The following is a 16003-nucleotide window of genomic DNA, read 5'->3' as shown; positions in this document are numbered from 1 at the left end:
TTCTCCCCAAGGCCGGATCAGCTCCACCACGCCGCCAGCACCCGCCGCCAGTTCCGGGAGGCGATGGCCTCCCGGTCCGCCCGGTCGAACCCCCTCGCTTCCAGGCCGTCGAGCACGGTCCGCAGCCCCCGCACGTCGCCCACCTCGTCGGGAATCGAGGCGCCGTCGAAGTCAGACCCCAGCGCGACGTGCTCGACGCCCATCCGGTCGGCGAGGTACTCGATGTGGTCCAGCAGTACCGACAGCGGGGCGTCGTCGGGCAAAGCCCGACTGCCCGAGGGACTGCGTCCCTCGACGCCGCGCTGGCCGTCCGGCCGGAGGTGGGCCGTGCCGAACGTGCAGCCGACCAGCCCGCCACTCCCGGCCACGGCGTCCAGCTGCTCGTCGGTGAGGTTCCGCGAGGCCGGCGAGATGTGGTGCGCGCCGGCGTGAGAGACTACCAGCGGCGCGTCAACCGTCTCGGCGACGTCCCAGAACCCCGCGGCGTTGAGGTGCGCCAGGTCGACGAGGATCCCCCGCTCCTCACAGGCCACAACGAGATCGAACCCCGACTCTGTCAGCCCCGGGCCGATGTCGGGCGTGGCGCCGTGCTCGAACGGCACGCCGTGGGCGAAGGCGTTCGGTCGCGACCAGACCAGCCCGAGCGACCGCACCCCAATTTCGTATAGCGAGTCAAGGTTTACGAGGTCGGGCGAGACGACGCCGGCTCCCTCGACGTGGGGAACGGCACCCACCGCTTCGCCGTCGATACAGGCGTCGAGGTCGTCGATATCGCCGATAACCCGGAAGCGGTCGGTCGCGTCGGCCCACCCGTGGAGGGTGCGGAACTGCTCGTCGACGATCCGGCGGGCGCGCTCGTGGTCGACGGCGGGCGGGAGTTCGCTCCAGTCGTCCTGTTCCCCTTCGTTGGGGACGAACGCGGCGAAAATGCCGGCCGCGAGCCCGGCTTCCTCGGCGCGGGCGAGATCGAGATGGCCCTCGGGGTCGTCGGATTCCGTGAGAAAGGCGCCGCCGGCGCGGTCGCTGGTGGCCGCGAGCAGGGTGTCGTTGTGGCCGTCGATGATGGGGAGCACGCCCCACCTCTGTTCCCCGACCGACTCCAAGCTTCCGGCGGGGGCGAAGCGCCACCCTTCAAGCCCATCGCCGCCCGTCCCCCGGTATGAACGCGACCGACGGCCTCTGTGTGGAGTCCTGCGAGCGCTGCCCGGCGCTCGTCGAGTCCCGGAGCCGTATCGTCAACGGGGTCGGCCCGGAGGACGCGGATCTGGTGTTCCTCGGCGAGGCGCCGGGCGAGAAGGAGGACGAGGGCGGCGAGCCGTTCGTCGGCCGCTCGGGCGACGTGCTCGACGAGGCGCTGCGCGACGCGGGCCTGGCGCGCTCGGATGTCCGAATCACCAACTGCGTGCGCTGTCGGCCACCCGAGAACCGCGACCCCCACAAGGAAGAACTCGGGAACTGCCGGGGCTACCTCGAGGCCGAACTCGAGACGGTCGACCCCGAACTGGTGGTCACGATGGGGAAAGTGCCCAGCGAGCACCTGCTGGACCGCGGCGTCGCCGTCACGAAGGAGGCCGGCGAGGTGCAGGACGCCCGAATCGGCGACCGCTCCCAGCGCGTGCTGCTCTCGGTTCACCCGGCGGCGACGCTGTACGACGCCTCCCAGCGCGACACGTTCTCGGACGCCATCGCCCGCGCGGCCGAACTCGCGGGCGTCGCCGACGAGGAGGGCGGGCAGTCACGGCTGGGCGACTACTGACGCCGCGGGTGGCCGTTCCCGCGACGACTACTGCGGTTTCTCCAGCAGCGCGCGCCACATCACCGATTCCTCGTCGCCCGGGTGGCCTTCCATGGCGTCGACGACGTCCCACGGGGTGCCGACCGCCGCTTCTCGCAGTCTATCGACCGAGAACAGCCGGAACTGCAGGGTTCGGCTCACCTCGCCCTCGTACTCGCTGTGGTAGACGCGGTGGGCCAGCCCCGGCGTCGGGTCGTCGCGGACGGCGAACACCCCCGCCTCGACCGCGCGGTCGGGGTCGTACCCGTCCAGCATCGCCGTCGCGTCGGGGGTCGTCACGTACGCCAGATCGGCGAGGAACTGCTGGAGCGCGTGGTCGCTAGCCGCCAACTGGAGCTGTGAGCCGACCGAGAGCGCGGCGCCGAAGCGGTCCCGGCCGAACTGCTCGCGGAGCGCGAACATGTCGCCGACGCGGGCGTCCTCGACGCCGCGCTCGCGCATCGTCTCGATGAGGTGCTCGCTCGGGTCGATGGCGACGGTGTCGACGCGCTCCTGGAAGTAGAGCGTATCTCGGCCGGCGCCGGCGCCCATGTCCAGCAGCGGCCCGTCGACACGGGGTTCGAACCACGATTCGGGGCGGTGGTCGCCGAAGTAGTAGCCCCCGATGTCGTGCTCGCGGGTCTCCGTGCCGTCGCGGTCGATCAGCGGCGCCTCGCGCTTGCCGCGGTGGTGATCGCGGATCGCCCGCCCGTAGGGGTCCGGGGACATAGGTCGGACTCGGGGCGGCGGGGTGGAGAGTGTTGTGCGGGTCTGTGACACTATACCGAACAGCCGCGACGGAAAGTCACTTGAGCGACGGAACCGCAGGCTCGCATATGGACACACTCGCCGAGGTAGTCATCGTGGACTACGGGCTCGGCAACCTCCGCAGCGTCACGAAGGGGCTCGAACGCGCGGGGGCGTCGGTCACCATCACCGACGACCCCGACCGCTTCGCGGACGCCGACGGCGTCGTCCTCCCGGGCGTCGGCGCGTTCCGCGAGGGGATGGAGAACGCCGACCCGTACCGCGAGGCGCTCGCGGACGTCGCGGCCTCGGACACCCCGCTGTTCGGTATCTGTCTCGGGATGCAGATGCTGCTTTCGGGCAGCGAGGAGGCCGAACACGCCGGACAGGGCGCCGTCGAGGGGCTGGGCTTCATCCCCGGCACGAACGTGCGCTTCCGCGGCGACCAGAAAGTGCCCCACATGGGCTGGAACGAACTGGACGTGACCCGCGACCACCCGCTGGTGACTGGCGTCGAGGGTGGCCGCGGCGGCTCCGTCGACGGCGACTACGCCTACTTCGTCCACTCCTACTACGCCGACCCGGAGGACGAGCACGCCGTCGTTGCGGAGACGGACTACGGCGTCACGTTCCCGGCCATCGTCGCCAACGACGACGGCACGGTGTTCGGCACGCAGTTCCACCCGGAGAAGAGCGGCGAGACCGGGCTCACGATCCTGAAGAACTTCGTCGACCTCTGCTGAGGCGGTTTTCGCCCGATTCGGGCTGGTTCTCGATTCTCGTGAGTAACGGGTGCTACCGGTTCGATAAATTAGATAGTGCGATACAGAACTATCGAACTGATCGCGAGCAGCGCCGCTCTCGGGTTGGGAGTGTCAGGAACCGATATCGGCGCCGCTCGCCAGTTAGCGTTCGTAAAACGGAGTTAAATCGCCGGAAGGCGACTACTCAGTTAGTTGCGGACGAGGTTCGTCGCGCGGGGGCCCTTGTCGGCCTGTTCAATTTCGAACTCCACTTCTTCACCTTCTTCGAGGTCCGGGCCGCCGATGTCTTCCATGTGGAAGAACACGTCGTCGTCCGCATCCTCAGTCTCGATGAAACCGTAGCCGCCTGTGTCGTTGAAGAAATCAACCGTACCGTTTGCCATTACAAACAAACGTAGAGGCCATTCGGGCATAAGGGTTGCGAGAGTCGTGGTACCACGGGGGTTCGTTTGGCGTTCGTTTACCCCAATCGCCCCTCGCTTCCCCGAACCGTTTTGCCCGCGCTGGCCCCAGCCACCGTATGGACGCAGGCTTCGACGCACGGCTCCGGGCCGACGGCGTGGCGTTCGGCGAGCGAGACGCCGAACTGCTCCGGGCCGTCGACGCCGCGGGGTCGCTCAACGCCGCCGCCTCGGAGTTGGGTCGCTCCTACTCCCGGGCACACGACCGGCTCACGGATCTGGAGGACGCCTTCGGCGCGCTGGTCGAGCGCCAGCGCGGCGGCAGCGGCGGCGGCGGCAGCGCCCTCACCGAACGTGCCCGCGACCTGCTCGCGGCGTTCGACCGCCTCCGCGCGGGCTACAACGCCATCGCCGAGACCACCGAAACCGTCCTCGACGGCGGGGTGATCGACCGCGACGGCGAACTCGGCACCGTGGAGACCGCTGCCGGCCGGGTCCGCGCACTCGTCCCGCCGGAAGCCGACTCCGTCGAGGTCGTGCTCCGCGCGGACGCGGTGACGCTTAACGATCCCGACGACGCGCCCGCGGGCGGCGCGACGAGCGCGCGGAACCGCTTTACTGGCGAGGTGGTGGCAGTCGGCCGCGGGGAGTCGATCTGTCGGGTCTCGGTCGACGTGGGCGCCGACGACCCCCTCGTGGCGCTGGTGACCGAGGAGAGCCGGCAGCGACTGGGGATCGAGATCGGGCGGACGGTGGTGGCGTCGTTCAAAGCGACGGCGACGCAAGCGACACCGCGGTGACGGGCAAGCGCGGTGGTGAGAGCGACACCGCGGTGACGGGCAAGCGCGGTGGTGAGAGCGACACCTCGATACGGCCGACCGTTCCCGGATGCGACAGTGTGGCGAATCCCCGACGCGTTTTTCCCGGCCCTCCGCAATCGTTCGGGTATGCACGTGGTCACGCTCGGCCCGGCGGGGACGTACTCCCACCGTGCCGCGCAGTCCATCGCCGATGGGTCGGTCAGCTTCCGCGAGTCGGTGACCGAAATCGTCGCGGCCGTCGCCGACGGCGAGTTCGAGCGCGGGGTCGTCCCCGTCGAGAACAGCATCGAGGGTTCCGTCGACGAGAGCCTCGACGCGCTGGCCGACCGCGAGGTCAGCGTCGTCCAGGAGATCGTCTCCCCGATCCGACACGCGCTGCTCGCACAAGCCCCCGAGTTCGACACTGTCGCCTCCCATCCGCAGGCGCTCGCACAGTGCCGGGAGTACCTGAAGGAGAACTACCCCGACGTGGCTCAAGAGGCGGTGGCGTCGACGGCCCGCGGCGTCGAACGCGCCCGCGAGGATCCCTCCGTGGCGGCCATCGGTCACCCCGCGAACGACGGCTCGCCGGCACAGGGAGGCGGCGAGGGCGACGGCCTCCAGCGCATCGCCGAGAACATCCAGGACCGCGACTCCAACGCGACCCGGTTCCTCGTCGTCGCGCCCGAGAGCGCGCGCTCGGACGCGGGCGGGAAGACCAGCCTCGTGGTCTACCCCGGCGCGAACTACCCCGGACTGCTGCTCGAACTGCTAGAGTCGTTCGCCGAGCGGGAGATCAACCTCTCCCGCGCCGAGTCACGGCCCAGCGGCCGTCGGCTCGGCGACTACTGCTTCCACTTCGACATCGAGGCCGGCCTCTACGAGGCCCGCACGACGCAAGCATTGGAGGAGATCGAGGAGATCTGTGCGAACGGCTGGGTCTGCCGTCTCGGCTCCTACGACACCGAGCACGTCGTCGAGTAGCGGGTCGGCGACAATTCTTAACAGTCCAGCCGCCCTTCAGTCGCGTATGTCCGGACGACGCGATCCGTTCAAGGAGATCGAAGAGCTGTTCGAGCAGCTAAACGAGGGGTTCGCGGACGTCGGCCGCGACCTCGGCGAGGAGTTCGGCGGGGGCAGCATCCACGTCGACGTGGCCGAGGGCGACGACGAGATCGTCGTCACCGCCGACGTGCCCGGCTTCGACCCCGAGGACATCGACGTCTCGGTGTCGGACCGACAGCTCCAGATCGCCGCCGAGCACACCGAGGAGACCGAAGAACAGAGCGAGGAGGAAGTCAAGTACTACCGCCGCGAACGGAGCCGTCGGTCGGTCAGCCGCACGGTCTCGCTCCCCACCGACGTGAAAGAGGAGGAGGCCGACGCGAGCTACGAGAACGGCGTGCTGACGGTGACGCTCCCCAAGACCGGCGGCGACGGCGGCATCGACATTCAGGTCAGCTAACGGCGATAGGCTAGCACGGCTCAGTACTGCTTTCCCGTCTCGCGACCCCGCTGCGAGGTCGCTGAACCGCTGGGACCCAGCGGCCGGCCGCTGAGAACCCTTCCGTCCGGCGCTTGTCCGATTTTCCGTCGTTCACTCCGCCCAGCGCCGCACCGCGTAGTCGCTGCCCACCGAGAACAGGAAGAACAGCGGCGGCACCAGCAGCGTCGTCACCCAGTTGATGTCGTTCGTAAGGTAGCCGTAGCCAAGCAGCGCGAGAAACACCGCGAGCGCCCGGAGCACGCGGGTCCGGAGCGACTTGCCGACGATTTCCATACCGAGGGGTGGACGCTACGGCCGAAGAAGCCCCCGGTGTCGTCGCGCCCCGATCACGATAGACCACCATCATTTTTCACCCCCCTCTTTGTGAACGACATATGGTTGCTGAAACCATCCCTCGCGCCGATGCCGACTCGATCCCGTTCCGGCGCATCACCCGGTATGCGCTCTACGCCCTCGTCATCGTCGCCGCCGGGCGCGTCGCTGCGGCCATCGCCGTCGGCGCTGTGGACCTCGTTGTCACCGCGCTCTGGCTCGTGTTCGAGGGGCTGATCTCGCCTGAACTCCGTCGGAGCGTACTCTCCCACCTCGGCGAGTCGATTCGGGCGTTCACGCTGCTCACGGCGGCTGGCGTGTTCCTCTCGCAGTTCGAACCAAACGGCTGATTCGGGTGGACTCGCTTCACCGGTATCGTTTTGCCGTCCATCGCCGAAGCCGCGGGCGTGTCACTCCCGCTGACCCAGCGTGTGGCCGCGGCCGCCTTCGGCGCGACGGTGGTCTGGCGCGCCCTCTCGGGCGTCGCCGCCGTCGTGCGCTGGCTCTGGCTGGGGGAGTTCCTCGGCAACGGCTCGATGGCGGCGCTGCTGGTCTCGGTGGTCGTCGGCCCCGTCGTCGGCGCCGTCGCGGGCGACGCCGCGCTCCGGCGGGGGTTCTGGTCGCGAGGAGAGCGGGCCCATCGGCGACGGATCGCGGCGTTCCTGGCGCTACTGGTCGTGCCGTTCGTGGTGACACAGACCCTGAACCTACTGTTCGGAACCACGTCGCTGCCGCTCTACGGGGCGGTGACGCTCACGGTGACGGCGCTGATTCTGCTCGGTGCGTTCTCAGGCCGCGACGAGTGAGACAATGGAGACGGCCGCGCCCACAGCGAGCGCGGGGACGGCGGCGCCGATGGAGAAGACACCGGCGAGTGCGCCGAGCGTGACCGGTACCATCGCGAGGAGACAACAGAGGCCGAGGCCGAACGCCAGGAATGGGGCGACGCGGCGGACGGCGTCGGGAATCGCGATAGAACCGTTCGTGCTGTCCATAGGTGTCCGAGTAGCGTCGGCTTCGCTGCAAAAGGTCTTCGGTCGGGGGATTCGCGTGTGGGCCGTCACCACGGCGCTCGGTTCGGGCGGCCGCGGATCGGCGTCGCTGCCGGCCGCGCCAGTCAGAACTGATGGGTATTTTTACGCGGGGACGGGAGAAACGGGTATGGACTACGACCCGCAGGCAATCGAGGAGCGCTGGCGGCAGCGCTGGCGGGAGGAGGGCCGGTACGAGGCCGATCCCGCGGAGGGGGCGGACGGCGAGGACGCCACCTTCGTCACCGTCCCGTACCCCTACCCCAGCGGCGGGATGCACATCGGTCACGCCCGCACGTACACGGTGCCGGACGCCTACGCGCGCTACCGGCGCCAGCAGGGCGACAACGTGCTGTTCCCGATGGCGTGGCACGTCACCGGCACGCCGATCATCGGCGCCGTCGAGCGCCTCAAAAAGGGCGAGGAGGAGCAGCTATCGGTGCTGCAGGACACGTACAACGTCCCCGAGGAGGACCTGAGCGATCTGGAGACGCCGATGGGGTTTGCGGAGTACTTCATCGAGGAGCACTACAAGAAGGGGATGAAGTCGCTGGGCCTCTCCGTCGACTGGCGCCGGGAGTTCACCACCAACGACGAGCGCTACTCGAAGTTCATCGAGTGGCAGTACCAGACGCTGAAGGAAAACGGGCTGGTCGAGAAGGGTCTGCACCCGGTGAACTACTGCACCGACGAGGAACAGCCAGTCACCACCCACGACCTGCTGGAGGGTGAGGACGCGGAGTTCCAGGAGTACACCCTCGTGCGATTCCGCGGCGACTCGCCCGACGAAGGCGACGCGGACCGGGCAGGCGCGTCGGACGACGGCGAGGCCGTCTTCCCGATGGCGACGCTGCGACCCGAAACCGTCCGGGGCGTCACGAACGCCTACGTCAACCCCGAGGCGACGTACGTCCGCGCGAGCGTCGACGGCGGGACGTGGGTCATCTCCGAGGACGCCGCCGAGAAGTTCCGCCTGCAGGACCGCGAGGTCGAAATCCAGACCGAGTTCGCTGGTGCGGATATCGTCGGGACGGGCGTCGAGAACCCCATTACGGGCGAGGACGTGCTGATCCTGCCCGCGGGCTTCGTCGACGCCGACAACGCCACGGGCGTCGTGATGTCGGTCCCGGCCCACTCGCCGGACGACTACGTCGCGCTGCAGGAGCTGCAGGCGCGCGCCGACGATCTGACGGAGTACGGGATCGAGCCCGACGCAGTCAGGGAAATCGAGCCGATCCCGATCCTCTCCGTGGAGGGGTACGGCGGGATTCCGGCCAAATCCGCCGTCGAGGAGCACGGCATCGAGTCGAGCAACGACCCCGCGCTGGAGGAGGCCACCAACGACCTCTACAACGCGGAGTTCCACTCCGGAATCCTGAACGACGAGTACGGCGAGTTCGCCGGCGAAGTGGTCGAGGACGTGCGCGAGCGCTTCCGCGAGCACCACGCCGGCGACGCGTTCGACACGATGCAGGAGTTCTCGGAGGAGGTCGTCTGTCGCTGCGGCGGCGACGTCGAAGTCGCCTACCAGGACACGTGGTTCCTGCGCTACAACGACGAGGAGTGGATGGAGAAGACCCGGCAGGCAATCGCGAACTTGGACGCCATCCCGGAGAACACGCGCGGCGAGTACGAACACACCGTCGGCTGGCTGAACGAGTGGCCCTGCATCCGGAACTACGGGCTGGGCACGCGCCTGCCGTGGGACGACGAGTTCGTCATCGAACCGCTGTCGGACTCGACGCTGTACATGTCCTACTACACGGTCGCCCCGCACATTCAGGACGTCCCCGTCGAGGACCTGGATCGGGACTTTTTCGACGCGATGTTCTACGGCGCCGACGCCGTCGAGGACAGCGAGGCGCGAAGCGCCTCGGAAACGTCGAGCGGCGACGAGCCGCGAGACAAGATCGAGAAAGCCCTGGAGCTGGGTGAGGAGTGGGACTACTGGTACCCGGTCGACTACCGCTTCTCGGGCAACGACCTGATCACGAACCACCTGACGTTCTACCTCTACCACCACGCCGAGTTCTTCCCCGAGCCGAAGTGGCCCGAGGGCATCGTCGTGATGGGGATGGGCCTGCTGGAGGGCCGGAAGATGTCCTCCTCGAAGGGCCACGTCGTGCTGCCGGGTGAGGCCATCTCGGAGTTCGGCGCCGACACGGTTCGGTTCTTCCTGCTGAACGCCTCCGAGCCGTGGCAGGACTACGACTGGCGCGAGGACGCCGTCGAGAGCACCCACGACCAACTGCGGCGGTTCTACAACCGCGGGCAGGAACTGATCGAGGGCGAGGAGGGACAGCGTGATGCGCTGAACGACGTGGACCGCTGGCTGCTCTCGAAGCTCCAGACCACAGTCGAGGAGGCGACCCAGGCGATGGAGGGCTCCGAGACCCGGACCGCCACGCAGGCGGCGTTCTACGGCTTCGAAGAGCACCTGAAGTGGTACCGACGCCGCGCCGACCTCGGCCGGCCGGGCGCGCGCTGGACGCTTCGACACGTCCTCGAGACCCGACTGCGCCTGCTGGCGCCGTTCACGCCGTTCCTGGCCAACGAACTCCACGAGGACCTGACGGGTACGCCCGCCGAGGACGCGCCGTGGCCCGAGGTCGACGAGGACCTGCGCGCGCCGGACCTGGAACTGCAGGAGGCCCGCGTGCAGGCGCTGGTCGACGACATCAACGAAGTCGCGGACGTGACCGACACCGACCCGGAGACCATCCGGATCTACGTCGCCGCCGACTGGAAGCGGCAGGTGTTCGACGCCGTCCGCGAGGTCGGCGCCGACGTGGGCGCGGTGATGAGCGAGGTGATGAGCGACCCCGACCTGCGCGAGAAGGGCGACGCGGTCAACCAGGTCGCACAGGACGCCGTCGAGTTCGCCCGCGACTACGACGAGGAGGAACTCGCGGACCTGCTCGATATGGACGAGCGCGCGGCCTACGAGAACGCCGCGCCGTTCCTCGGCCGCGAGTTCGGCGCCGACGTCGAGGTGTACGCCGAGGACGACGCTGACGTGGTGGATCCCGCGGATCGGGCCGGGAACGCGATCCCGTTCCGCCCGGCGATCCACCTGGAGTAGTCACTCGACCTTTTGCTGCGGTCGCTCGTTTTCACTCGCTCCCTGGCAAAAGCTCGGCCATCACCAGAAGCCGGAGGCTTCTGGTTAGCAGCCAGAAATCGAAGATTTCTGGCGACAAAAGCCGTCGTCACCCCCTTCGGGGGTTCCTCGGCCTGCTCGCTCACGATGTTCGCTCGCAGTCGGCGACTGGACTTGCGACAGCATTCGTTGGTTGGACGCGACCGCGAGGAACCCACTGCACCCGGACTGCGGCGGCTGTCGGCGCGAAGCGCTCGCGCCTCCGTGCGCGACGTGAGCGCGAGGGACGACTGAACGGAGCGAGGGAGTCGGTTGGGGAGGGTGTGGCTGCGGGGTCGTGCGGTCGCAAGTGGTCATACTCACTCCGCGGTGCCGTTCGCAGTAGCCGTACTGACCCAGTCAGTTACGAGAAAGTCGAAAAGTCGTTACCCAGTCGTCTTCGGTCCGATTCAGGCCAGGCCGAGCAGGTCGAAGTTCGTCCCGTTGTCGCGCTCGTTGGCGTGCTCGTACACCACGTGCGCCGCGGCGACGTCCTGAATCGCCAGGCCCGTCGAGTCGAAGACGGTCACGCCATCCTCGTCGGTTCGGCCTGCCTTGTTGCCGACGACGATCTGGCCGATTTCGCCGTAGAGGTCCTCGTCGCCGAGGACGCCCTCGCTCCAGGGGACGTTGATCTCGCCGGAGTGGGTACACTGGGCGTAGTCGTCGATCACCAGCTTTGCGTTCTCGAGCACCGCGTCGGCGATCTCGTGTTTCCCCTCGGCGTCGGCGCCCATCGCGTTGATATGGGTGTGCTCGCCCACGTCGTCGGCGTCGATGATGGGGTTGCGCACGGGGGTAACCGTCGAGAGCACGTCACAGCGGGCGGCGTCCCGCGGGGTGCCCGAGCGGATGGTGAAGCGGTCCTCGAACGTGTCGATGAACTCCGCGACGCGGGCCTCGTCGAGGTCCGAGATGACGACCTCCTCGATGTCGCGGATCTCCGAGATGGCCTCGAGTTGGCTGTAAGCCTGTACGCCCGCACCGACGATCCCCATCGAACTGGCGTCCTCGACGGCGAGGTGGTCGGTCGCGACGGCGGCGGCGGCGCCGGTGCGCTGCATCGTCAGTTCGGTGCCGTCCATGATCGACAGCGGGAACGCGTTCTCGGGCTCGGAGTAGATCATCGTCCCCATCACCGTCGGCAGGTCGAACTGCTCCTCGTTCTCGGTGTGGACGTTGACCCACTTGATCCCGGCCGCGTCCCACTCGCCCGTATCGAGGTAGGCGGGCATCGAGCGGAAGTCGCCGCTGTACTGCGGCAGGTCGACGTAGGACTTCGCGGGCATCTTGGCATTGCCGTTTTCGTAGGCGGCGAACGCCTCCTCGATGGCCGGAATGAGTTCGGCCATCGAGGTGTTGTGGTGAACGTCCTCGCTGTTGAGAAGCAGCGTCTCCATGGCTCCGGCTACCGCCGGCCCCCCCTTAATTCTGTCACAATCGCCGCCGTGGACGGGGTTCCGCCCTCGCGTCGCGGCTCAGCCCTCGAAGCCGCCGGCGTCGAGCGCGGCGTCGACGCCCGCGTCGTCGTGGATCACCGCCGACACCGCGCGGGCGATGTGCTCCGGCTGTTCGTGCTGGAAGATGGAGCGGCCCATCGAGACGCCCGAGGCGCCGGCGTCCATCGCGCCGCGGACCATCTCCACGGTCTGGCGGTTCGATCCCTTGCTCCCACCGGCGATGAGGACCGGCAGCTCCGTCGATTCGACGACGTGCTCGAAGGAGTCGGCGTCGTCGGAGTAGCCCGTTTTCACCAGATCAGCGCCCAGTTCCTCGCCGAGTCGGACCGCGTGCCCCAGCGATTCGGGGTCGGTGCTGTCGACGCCCTCGCCGCGGGCGTACGTCATCGCCAGCACGGGCATCCCGAACTCGCGGGCCTGTCTCGTCACCTCGGCCAGCTGTTCGATCTGCGTGGGCTCGTACTTGCTGCCGACGTTGAGGTGGAGGGAGACGGCGTCGGCGCCGGCCTGCACGGCCTCCTTGACCGTCCCGGTGACGCGCTTGTCGTCCTCGTCCGGGCCGATGGTCGTCGAGGCGTTGAGGTGGATCACGTAGCCCGCGTCGTTCTTGTTCGGGTGGACGCGCGGCGCGATGCCCTTCTGGGTCAGGACGGCGTCGGCGCCGCCGCGGGTGACGGCGTCGATAGTCGATTCGATGTCGGCCAGCCCCTGGACGGCGCCCATCGTGATGCCGTGGTCCATCGGCACCATCAGGACGTTCCCGTCGGTCGAGAGGCGGTCGAGTCGGGCGGCTCTGCCGGCGTCGGTTGGTGTGAGTCGTGTCATGGTTGTCGGTCGCCGGCACGTTTCAGCCGGCGTCGGTGTGGATGATCCGGCGTCGCCGCCGGCGTAGTGAGTGTGGTAGCTTGTGGCAACAGTAGGCTTGAGGGTTGCGCTCCCGGCCGCCCTATCTCCCGTCCGTTTCCGGTGATCGCTTGGCGCTCCGCAGCGCCCCCTCCTTCAGTTCGCGGGCCTTCTCCCGCAGCGCGTCGGCCACCTCGGCGGTCGGGCGGTCGTTCTCGACGCCGTCGGCGACGATATCCACGAGCGCGGAGCCGACGATGATGCCGTCGGCGCCGGCCTCGACGACGCGAGCGGCGTGGTCGCCCGAGGAGATGCCGAAGCCGACCGCCTTGGGCACGTCCCAGTCCGCAATCCGGGCGAGGCTTTCTGCGGTCTGGTCGGAGACGTCCGCCTGCGCGCCCGTGACGCCAAGCCGGGCCTGCACGTACACGTAGCCCGAGACCTGCTCGCGGATGGTTTCGAGGCGGTCGTCGGTCGTCGTCGGCGCGACGATGAAGACGAGATCCAGACCGAACTCGTCACAGGCCTCTCGCAGGTCGTCGGCCTCCTCTGCTGGCAGGTCCGGAACCACGAAGCCGTCGATGCCGACCTCGGCGGCGCGCTTCACGAACGGGCGCGGGCCGGGCGCCGCGTAGTCGCCCTCACCCGCCGCAGTGCCGGACTCGGCGCCGTAGCGGAAGATGAGGTTGTAGTAGGTCATACAGACCAGCGGCACGTCCACGTCGAGGTCGTCGACGAACTCGAAGTACGCATCGGGGGTGATGCCGCCCGAGAGCGACCGGACGACCGCTTTCTGGATCGTCGGCCCCTCCGCGATGGGTTCCGAGAACGGCAGGCCGAGTTCGATGCAGTCGGCGCCACCCTCGACGAGCGCTTCCACGTACTGCTTCGAGGACGGGATGTCCGGGTCGCCGACCGCGAGATAGGGGATGAACGCTGGCTCCGAGCCGAAGGCGCTGGGGAGCCGGCTCACAGTCCCCCCGCGAACTCCGACATATCCGGCGCGTTCGGAATGTCGCGCTTGTCGGTCTCCTCGATGACGGTTTCGAGGTCCTTGTCGCCGCGACCGGAGAGGTTGATGACGATGCGGTCGCCAAGCAGTTCGGCGGCCTCGTCGTCGACCTCTGCGTCCGCGTCGGCGGCTCCTGTTGCCGCCGACCGCTCCGGCCCGAGCACTTTCTCCACGTACGCCAGCGCGTGGGAACTCTCCAGTGCCGGAATGATCCCCTCCTCCTGCGAGAGTCGGTGGAACGCCTCCAGCGCGGCGTCGTCGCCGACGTTGACCGCCGAGACGCGGTCCTCGTCGACGAGGTAGGCCAGTTCCGGCCCGACGCCGGCGTAGTCCAGCCCCGCCGAGACGGAGTGGGACTCGACGATCTGACCCCACTCGTCCTGCAGCACCTTCGTGCGCGCGCCGTGGAGCACGCCCTGCCCGCCCGTCGAGAGCGAGGCGGAGTTGGGGGCGACGCCCTCCTCCTCGTCGACGGCCAGTGAGGAGCCACCCGCCTCGACGGCCAGCAGGCTCACGTCCTCGTCGTCTTCTCGCGGGCTCCGCCCGCTCGAACGGCCCGAGGCGCTTCGCGCTTCGCTGTCGACGAACTCCGCGAACGCGCCCATCGTGTTCGACCCGCCGCCGGCGCAGGCGACGACCGAGTCCGGGAGCGTGCCGAACTGCTCTTTGGCCTGCTTCCGGACCTCCTCGCTGATCACCGACTGGAACTCCCGGACCATCTCCGGGAACGGCGCGGGGCCGACGACGCTGCCGACGACGTAGTGGGTGTCGTCGACGTTGGTCGCCCAGTCCCGCATCGTCTCGCTGATGGCTTCTTTGAGGGTGCCTCGCCCCGCCGTGACGGGGTTGAGGTCGGCGCCGTTGATCCGCATCCGGAACACGTTGGGGCGCTGGCGCTGGATGTCGGTCTCGCCCATGTAGATCTCACAGGGCATGTCGAGATGGGCCGCGGCCATCGCCGTCGCGGTGCCGTGCTGGCCGGCGCCCGTCTCGGCGACGATGCGCTCCTTGCCCATGTACTTCGCCAGCAGCACCTGCCCCAGCGCGTTGTTGAGTTTGTGCGCGCCGCCGTGGACGAGGTCTTCGCGCTTGAGGTACACCTCGCGGTCGTAGCGCGCCGAGAGGTGTTCGGCGTGCTGGAGCGGCGTCGGCCGGCCGCCGAACTGCCCCAGCCGTTGCCGGAACTCGTCCACGAAGCCGTCCTCGTTTTCCAGCACGTAGCGCTCGTAGGCGTCCCGTAGCTCCTCGATAGCGGGCATCAGCGCCTCCGGTACGTACTGGCCACCGTACTCCCCGAACTTCCCGTCCGCAGATGAATCAGAGCTCATGCGTTGATGAACCGTGTCGTGTTCTCCCGTGGGTCCCCGTCCATGATAGCGGTGCCGATGAGCAGGCCGTCCGCGCCCGCCTCACGCATCCGTCGCGCGTTCGCGGGCGTCGAAATCCCCGATTCGGCCAGCAGCGTCGCCTCCTCGGGAACCGCGGGTGCGACTTCCTCGAACGTCCCCAGATCGACCTCCAGCGCCGCCAGATCGCGGTTGTTGACGCCGATGATCTCCGCGCCGGCGTCGACGGCCTGCTCGACTTCCGCTTCGGTGTGGACCTCGACGAGCACCTGCATCCCGCGCTCGCGGGCCGCCTCGATCATCGGTTCCAGATCGTCACCAGGTGGCTCCGCCACCTGGTTGGCTCGCGAATCTTTCGATTCGCGACCGTCGCCCAAGAACCGGGCGATCAGCAGCACGACATCCGCCTCGACGGCGTCCAACTGCGACTCCTTCACGAGGAAGTCCTTGCGGAGGACGGGCACGTCGACGGCCGCGCGGACGCGCTCGTAGTTCTCGACCGACCCGCCGAAATGCTCGGGTTCAGTGAGCACCGAGAGCGCCGCGGCGCCGCCGGCGACCATCTCCTCGGCCAGTTCGACGGGGTCGTGGTCGCTCTCGCCCGTGGTCGTCGGGCTGGTCGGTTTCACCTCGGCGACGACGGGGATCCGCCCGTCGGCCTCGGCGGCCGCGAACGCCGCCGGGAGGTCCCGCGCGTCGTCGACGGCCACCCGCGACCCCCCGCCGGGGCGCTCCCGGGCGGCGTCGAGGATGGAGCGCACCGCGGGCGCCATCTCGTTGGTGCTGTCCATAGTTGTACACTAATGTACGGAACTGTTCAAAAGACTTGCGACCCCGGTCGTCCAACCGGGCGTCGCCGCCGGGTTC

The 16003-nt window shown here is 68.5% G+C and carries 18 protein-coding genes; 8 read left to right on the top strand and 10 right to left on the bottom strand.

The annotated features are described in order from the left end of the window. Positions 1–17 precede the first annotated feature (17 nt). Complete coding sequence (locus J2753_RS12475) at positions 18–1073, bottom strand: dipeptidase (protein WP_209492388.1); 1056 nt, start codon at positions 1071–1073, stop codon at positions 18–20. A gap of 86 nt (positions 1074–1159) precedes the next feature. Between J2753_RS12475 and J2753_RS12470 the strand changes: the two genes are divergently transcribed. Then, positions 1160–1756 carry a uracil-DNA glycosylase gene (locus tag J2753_RS12470; protein ID WP_209492387.1) on the top strand — a complete coding sequence of 199 codons (597 nt, stop codon included), beginning with the start codon at positions 1160–1162 and terminating at the stop codon, positions 1754–1756. 27 nt (positions 1757–1783) lie between these two features. Here J2753_RS12470 and J2753_RS12465 read toward each other — a convergent pair whose 3' ends face one another. Further along, complete coding sequence (locus J2753_RS12465) at positions 1784–2503, bottom strand: class I SAM-dependent methyltransferase (RefSeq protein ID WP_209492386.1); 720 nt, start codon at positions 2501–2503, stop codon at positions 1784–1786. Positions 2504–2610: 107 nt separating this feature from the next. On the opposite strand from J2753_RS12465, the gene hisH reads away from it, so the two are divergent. After that, on the top strand, positions 2611–3264 hold the full coding sequence (hisH, locus tag J2753_RS12460) for an imidazole glycerol phosphate synthase subunit HisH (protein WP_209492385.1): 654 nt from the start codon (positions 2611–2613) through the stop codon (positions 3262–3264). 209 nt (positions 3265–3473) lie between these two features. Here hisH and J2753_RS12455 read toward each other — a convergent pair whose 3' ends face one another. After that, positions 3474–3668, bottom strand: a complete 195-nt coding sequence (locus J2753_RS12455) for a cold-shock protein (RefSeq protein WP_209492384.1) — start codon at positions 3666–3668, stop codon at positions 3474–3476. A gap of 137 nt (positions 3669–3805) precedes the next feature. On the opposite strand from J2753_RS12455, the gene J2753_RS12450 reads away from it, so the two are divergent. The 3 genes from J2753_RS12450 (at position 3806) to J2753_RS12440 (ending at position 5951) form a co-directional block, all read left to right on the top strand. Beyond that, the gene (locus J2753_RS12450) at positions 3806–4486 is read left to right on the top strand and encodes a TOBE domain-containing protein (RefSeq protein ID WP_209492383.1); all 681 of its coding nucleotides are present in this window, start codon (positions 3806–3808) and stop codon (positions 4484–4486) included. 147 nt (positions 4487–4633) lie between these two features. Beyond that, positions 4634–5470, top strand: coding sequence for a prephenate dehydratase (gene pheA / locus J2753_RS12445; RefSeq protein ID WP_209492382.1), 837 nt, complete (start codon positions 4634–4636; stop codon positions 5468–5470). A gap of 46 nt (positions 5471–5516) precedes the next feature. After that, positions 5517–5951: an Hsp20/alpha crystallin family protein gene (locus J2753_RS12440; protein ID WP_209492381.1), complete on the top strand. Its 435-nt coding sequence runs from the start codon at positions 5517–5519 to the stop codon at positions 5949–5951. Between the two features lie 132 nt (positions 5952–6083). Here the strand turns inward: J2753_RS12440 and J2753_RS12435 are convergent, their stop codons facing one another. Further along, positions 6084–6266 carry a hypothetical protein gene (locus tag J2753_RS12435; RefSeq protein ID WP_209492380.1) on the bottom strand — a complete coding sequence of 61 codons (183 nt, stop codon included), beginning with the start codon at positions 6264–6266 and terminating at the stop codon, positions 6084–6086. Positions 6267–6367: 101 nt separating this feature from the next. Here J2753_RS12435 and J2753_RS12430 point away from each other — a divergent pair, with 101 nt between their 5' ends. Beyond that, positions 6368–6655, top strand: a complete 288-nt coding sequence (locus J2753_RS12430) for a hypothetical protein (protein ID WP_209492379.1) — start codon at positions 6368–6370, stop codon at positions 6653–6655. Between the two features lie 57 nt (positions 6656–6712). Further along, complete coding sequence (locus tag J2753_RS12425; RefSeq protein WP_209492378.1) at positions 6713–7111, top strand: hypothetical protein; 399 nt, start codon at positions 6713–6715, stop codon at positions 7109–7111. On the opposite strand, the gene J2753_RS12420 is transcribed toward J2753_RS12425, so the two are convergent. Continuing rightward, positions 7094–7300 (bottom strand): hypothetical protein, encoded by a 207-nt coding sequence (locus tag J2753_RS12420; protein ID WP_209492377.1) that lies wholly within the window; start codon positions 7298–7300, stop codon positions 7094–7096. The two genes, J2753_RS12425 and J2753_RS12420, sit on opposite strands and share 18 nt — an antisense overlap. Positions 7301–7466: 166 nt before the next feature. On the opposite strand from J2753_RS12420, the gene leuS reads away from it, so the two are divergent. Next, positions 7467–10418, top strand: coding sequence for a leucine--tRNA ligase (leuS, locus tag J2753_RS12415; protein WP_209492376.1), 2952 nt, complete (start codon positions 7467–7469; stop codon positions 10416–10418). A gap of 467 nt (positions 10419–10885) precedes the next feature. Here the strand turns inward: leuS and J2753_RS12410 are convergent, their stop codons facing one another. The 5 genes from J2753_RS12410 to trpC form a co-directional block, all read right to left on the bottom strand. Further along, positions 10886–11875 (bottom strand): ornithine cyclodeaminase family protein, encoded by a 990-nt coding sequence (locus J2753_RS12410; RefSeq protein WP_209492375.1) that lies wholly within the window; start codon positions 11873–11875, stop codon positions 10886–10888. Between the two features lie 78 nt (positions 11876–11953). After that, the gene (locus J2753_RS12405; RefSeq protein ID WP_209492374.1) at positions 11954–12760 is read right to left on the bottom strand and encodes a 2-amino-3,7-dideoxy-D-threo-hept-6-ulosonate synthase; all 807 of its coding nucleotides are present in this window, start codon (positions 12758–12760) and stop codon (positions 11954–11956) included. A gap of 121 nt (positions 12761–12881) precedes the next feature. Then, positions 12882–13751, bottom strand: coding sequence for a tryptophan synthase subunit alpha (gene trpA / locus J2753_RS12400; RefSeq protein ID WP_209492373.1), 870 nt, complete (start codon positions 13749–13751; stop codon positions 12882–12884). Beyond that, on the bottom strand, positions 13748–15118 hold the full coding sequence (trpB, locus tag J2753_RS12395; protein ID WP_209492372.1) for a tryptophan synthase subunit beta: 1371 nt from the start codon (positions 15116–15118) through the stop codon (positions 13748–13750). Before trpB ends, trpA begins: the two co-directional genes overlap by 4 nt. Continuing rightward, positions 15115–15927 carry an indole-3-glycerol phosphate synthase gene (trpC, locus tag J2753_RS12390; protein ID WP_209492371.1) on the bottom strand — a complete coding sequence of 271 codons (813 nt, stop codon included), beginning with the start codon at positions 15925–15927 and terminating at the stop codon, positions 15115–15117. Before trpC ends, trpB begins: the two co-directional genes overlap by 4 nt. Positions 15928–16003 lie beyond the last annotated feature (76 nt).

Source organism: Halolamina salifodinae, from assembly GCF_017874235.1.
GTDB lineage: Archaea > Halobacteriota > Halobacteria > Halobacteriales > Haloferacaceae > Halolamina > Halolamina salifodinae.
Note: the sequence above shows the minus strand (reverse complement) of the source record. Positions and strands in the feature narration are given on the sequence as shown.

What these genes read in the sequence shown, in the direction of transcription:
- J2753_RS12470 (WP_209492387.1), top strand. Translation starts at nt 1,160, where the DNA reads ATGAACGCGACCGACGGCCTCTGTGTGGAGTCCTGCGAGCGCTGCCCG.
- J2753_RS12465 (WP_209492386.1), bottom strand. Translation starts at nt 2,503, where the DNA reads ATGTCCCCGGACCCCTACGGGCGGGCGATCCGCGATCACCACCGCGGC.
- hisH (WP_209492385.1), top strand. Translation starts at nt 2,611, where the DNA reads ATGGACACACTCGCCGAGGTAGTCATCGTGGACTACGGGCTCGGCAAC.
- J2753_RS12455 (WP_209492384.1), bottom strand. Translation starts at nt 3,668, where the DNA reads ATGGCAAACGGTACGGTTGATTTCTTCAACGACACAGGCGGCTACGGT.
- J2753_RS12450 (WP_209492383.1), top strand. Translation starts at nt 3,806, where the DNA reads ATGGACGCAGGCTTCGACGCACGGCTCCGGGCCGACGGCGTGGCGTTC.
- pheA (WP_209492382.1), top strand. Translation starts at nt 4,634, where the DNA reads ATGCACGTGGTCACGCTCGGCCCGGCGGGGACGTACTCCCACCGTGCC.
- J2753_RS12440 (WP_209492381.1), top strand. Translation starts at nt 5,517, where the DNA reads ATGTCCGGACGACGCGATCCGTTCAAGGAGATCGAAGAGCTGTTCGAG.
- J2753_RS12435 (WP_209492380.1), bottom strand. Translation starts at nt 6,266, where the DNA reads ATGGAAATCGTCGGCAAGTCGCTCCGGACCCGCGTGCTCCGGGCGCTC.
- J2753_RS12430 (WP_209492379.1), top strand. Translation starts at nt 6,368, where the DNA reads ATGGTTGCTGAAACCATCCCTCGCGCCGATGCCGACTCGATCCCGTTC.
- J2753_RS12420 (WP_209492377.1), bottom strand. Translation starts at nt 7,300, where the DNA reads ATGGACAGCACGAACGGTTCTATCGCGATTCCCGACGCCGTCCGCCGC.
- leuS (WP_209492376.1), top strand. Translation starts at nt 7,467, where the DNA reads ATGGACTACGACCCGCAGGCAATCGAGGAGCGCTGGCGGCAGCGCTGG.
- J2753_RS12410 (WP_209492375.1), bottom strand. Translation starts at nt 11,875, where the DNA reads ATGGAGACGCTGCTTCTCAACAGCGAGGACGTTCACCACAACACCTCG.
- J2753_RS12405 (WP_209492374.1), bottom strand. Translation starts at nt 12,760, where the DNA reads ATGACACGACTCACACCAACCGACGCCGGCAGAGCCGCCCGACTCGAC.
- trpB (WP_209492372.1), bottom strand. Translation starts at nt 15,118, where the DNA reads ATGAGCTCTGATTCATCTGCGGACGGGAAGTTCGGGGAGTACGGTGGC.
- trpC (WP_209492371.1), bottom strand. Translation starts at nt 15,927, where the DNA reads ATGGACAGCACCAACGAGATGGCGCCCGCGGTGCGCTCCATCCTCGAC.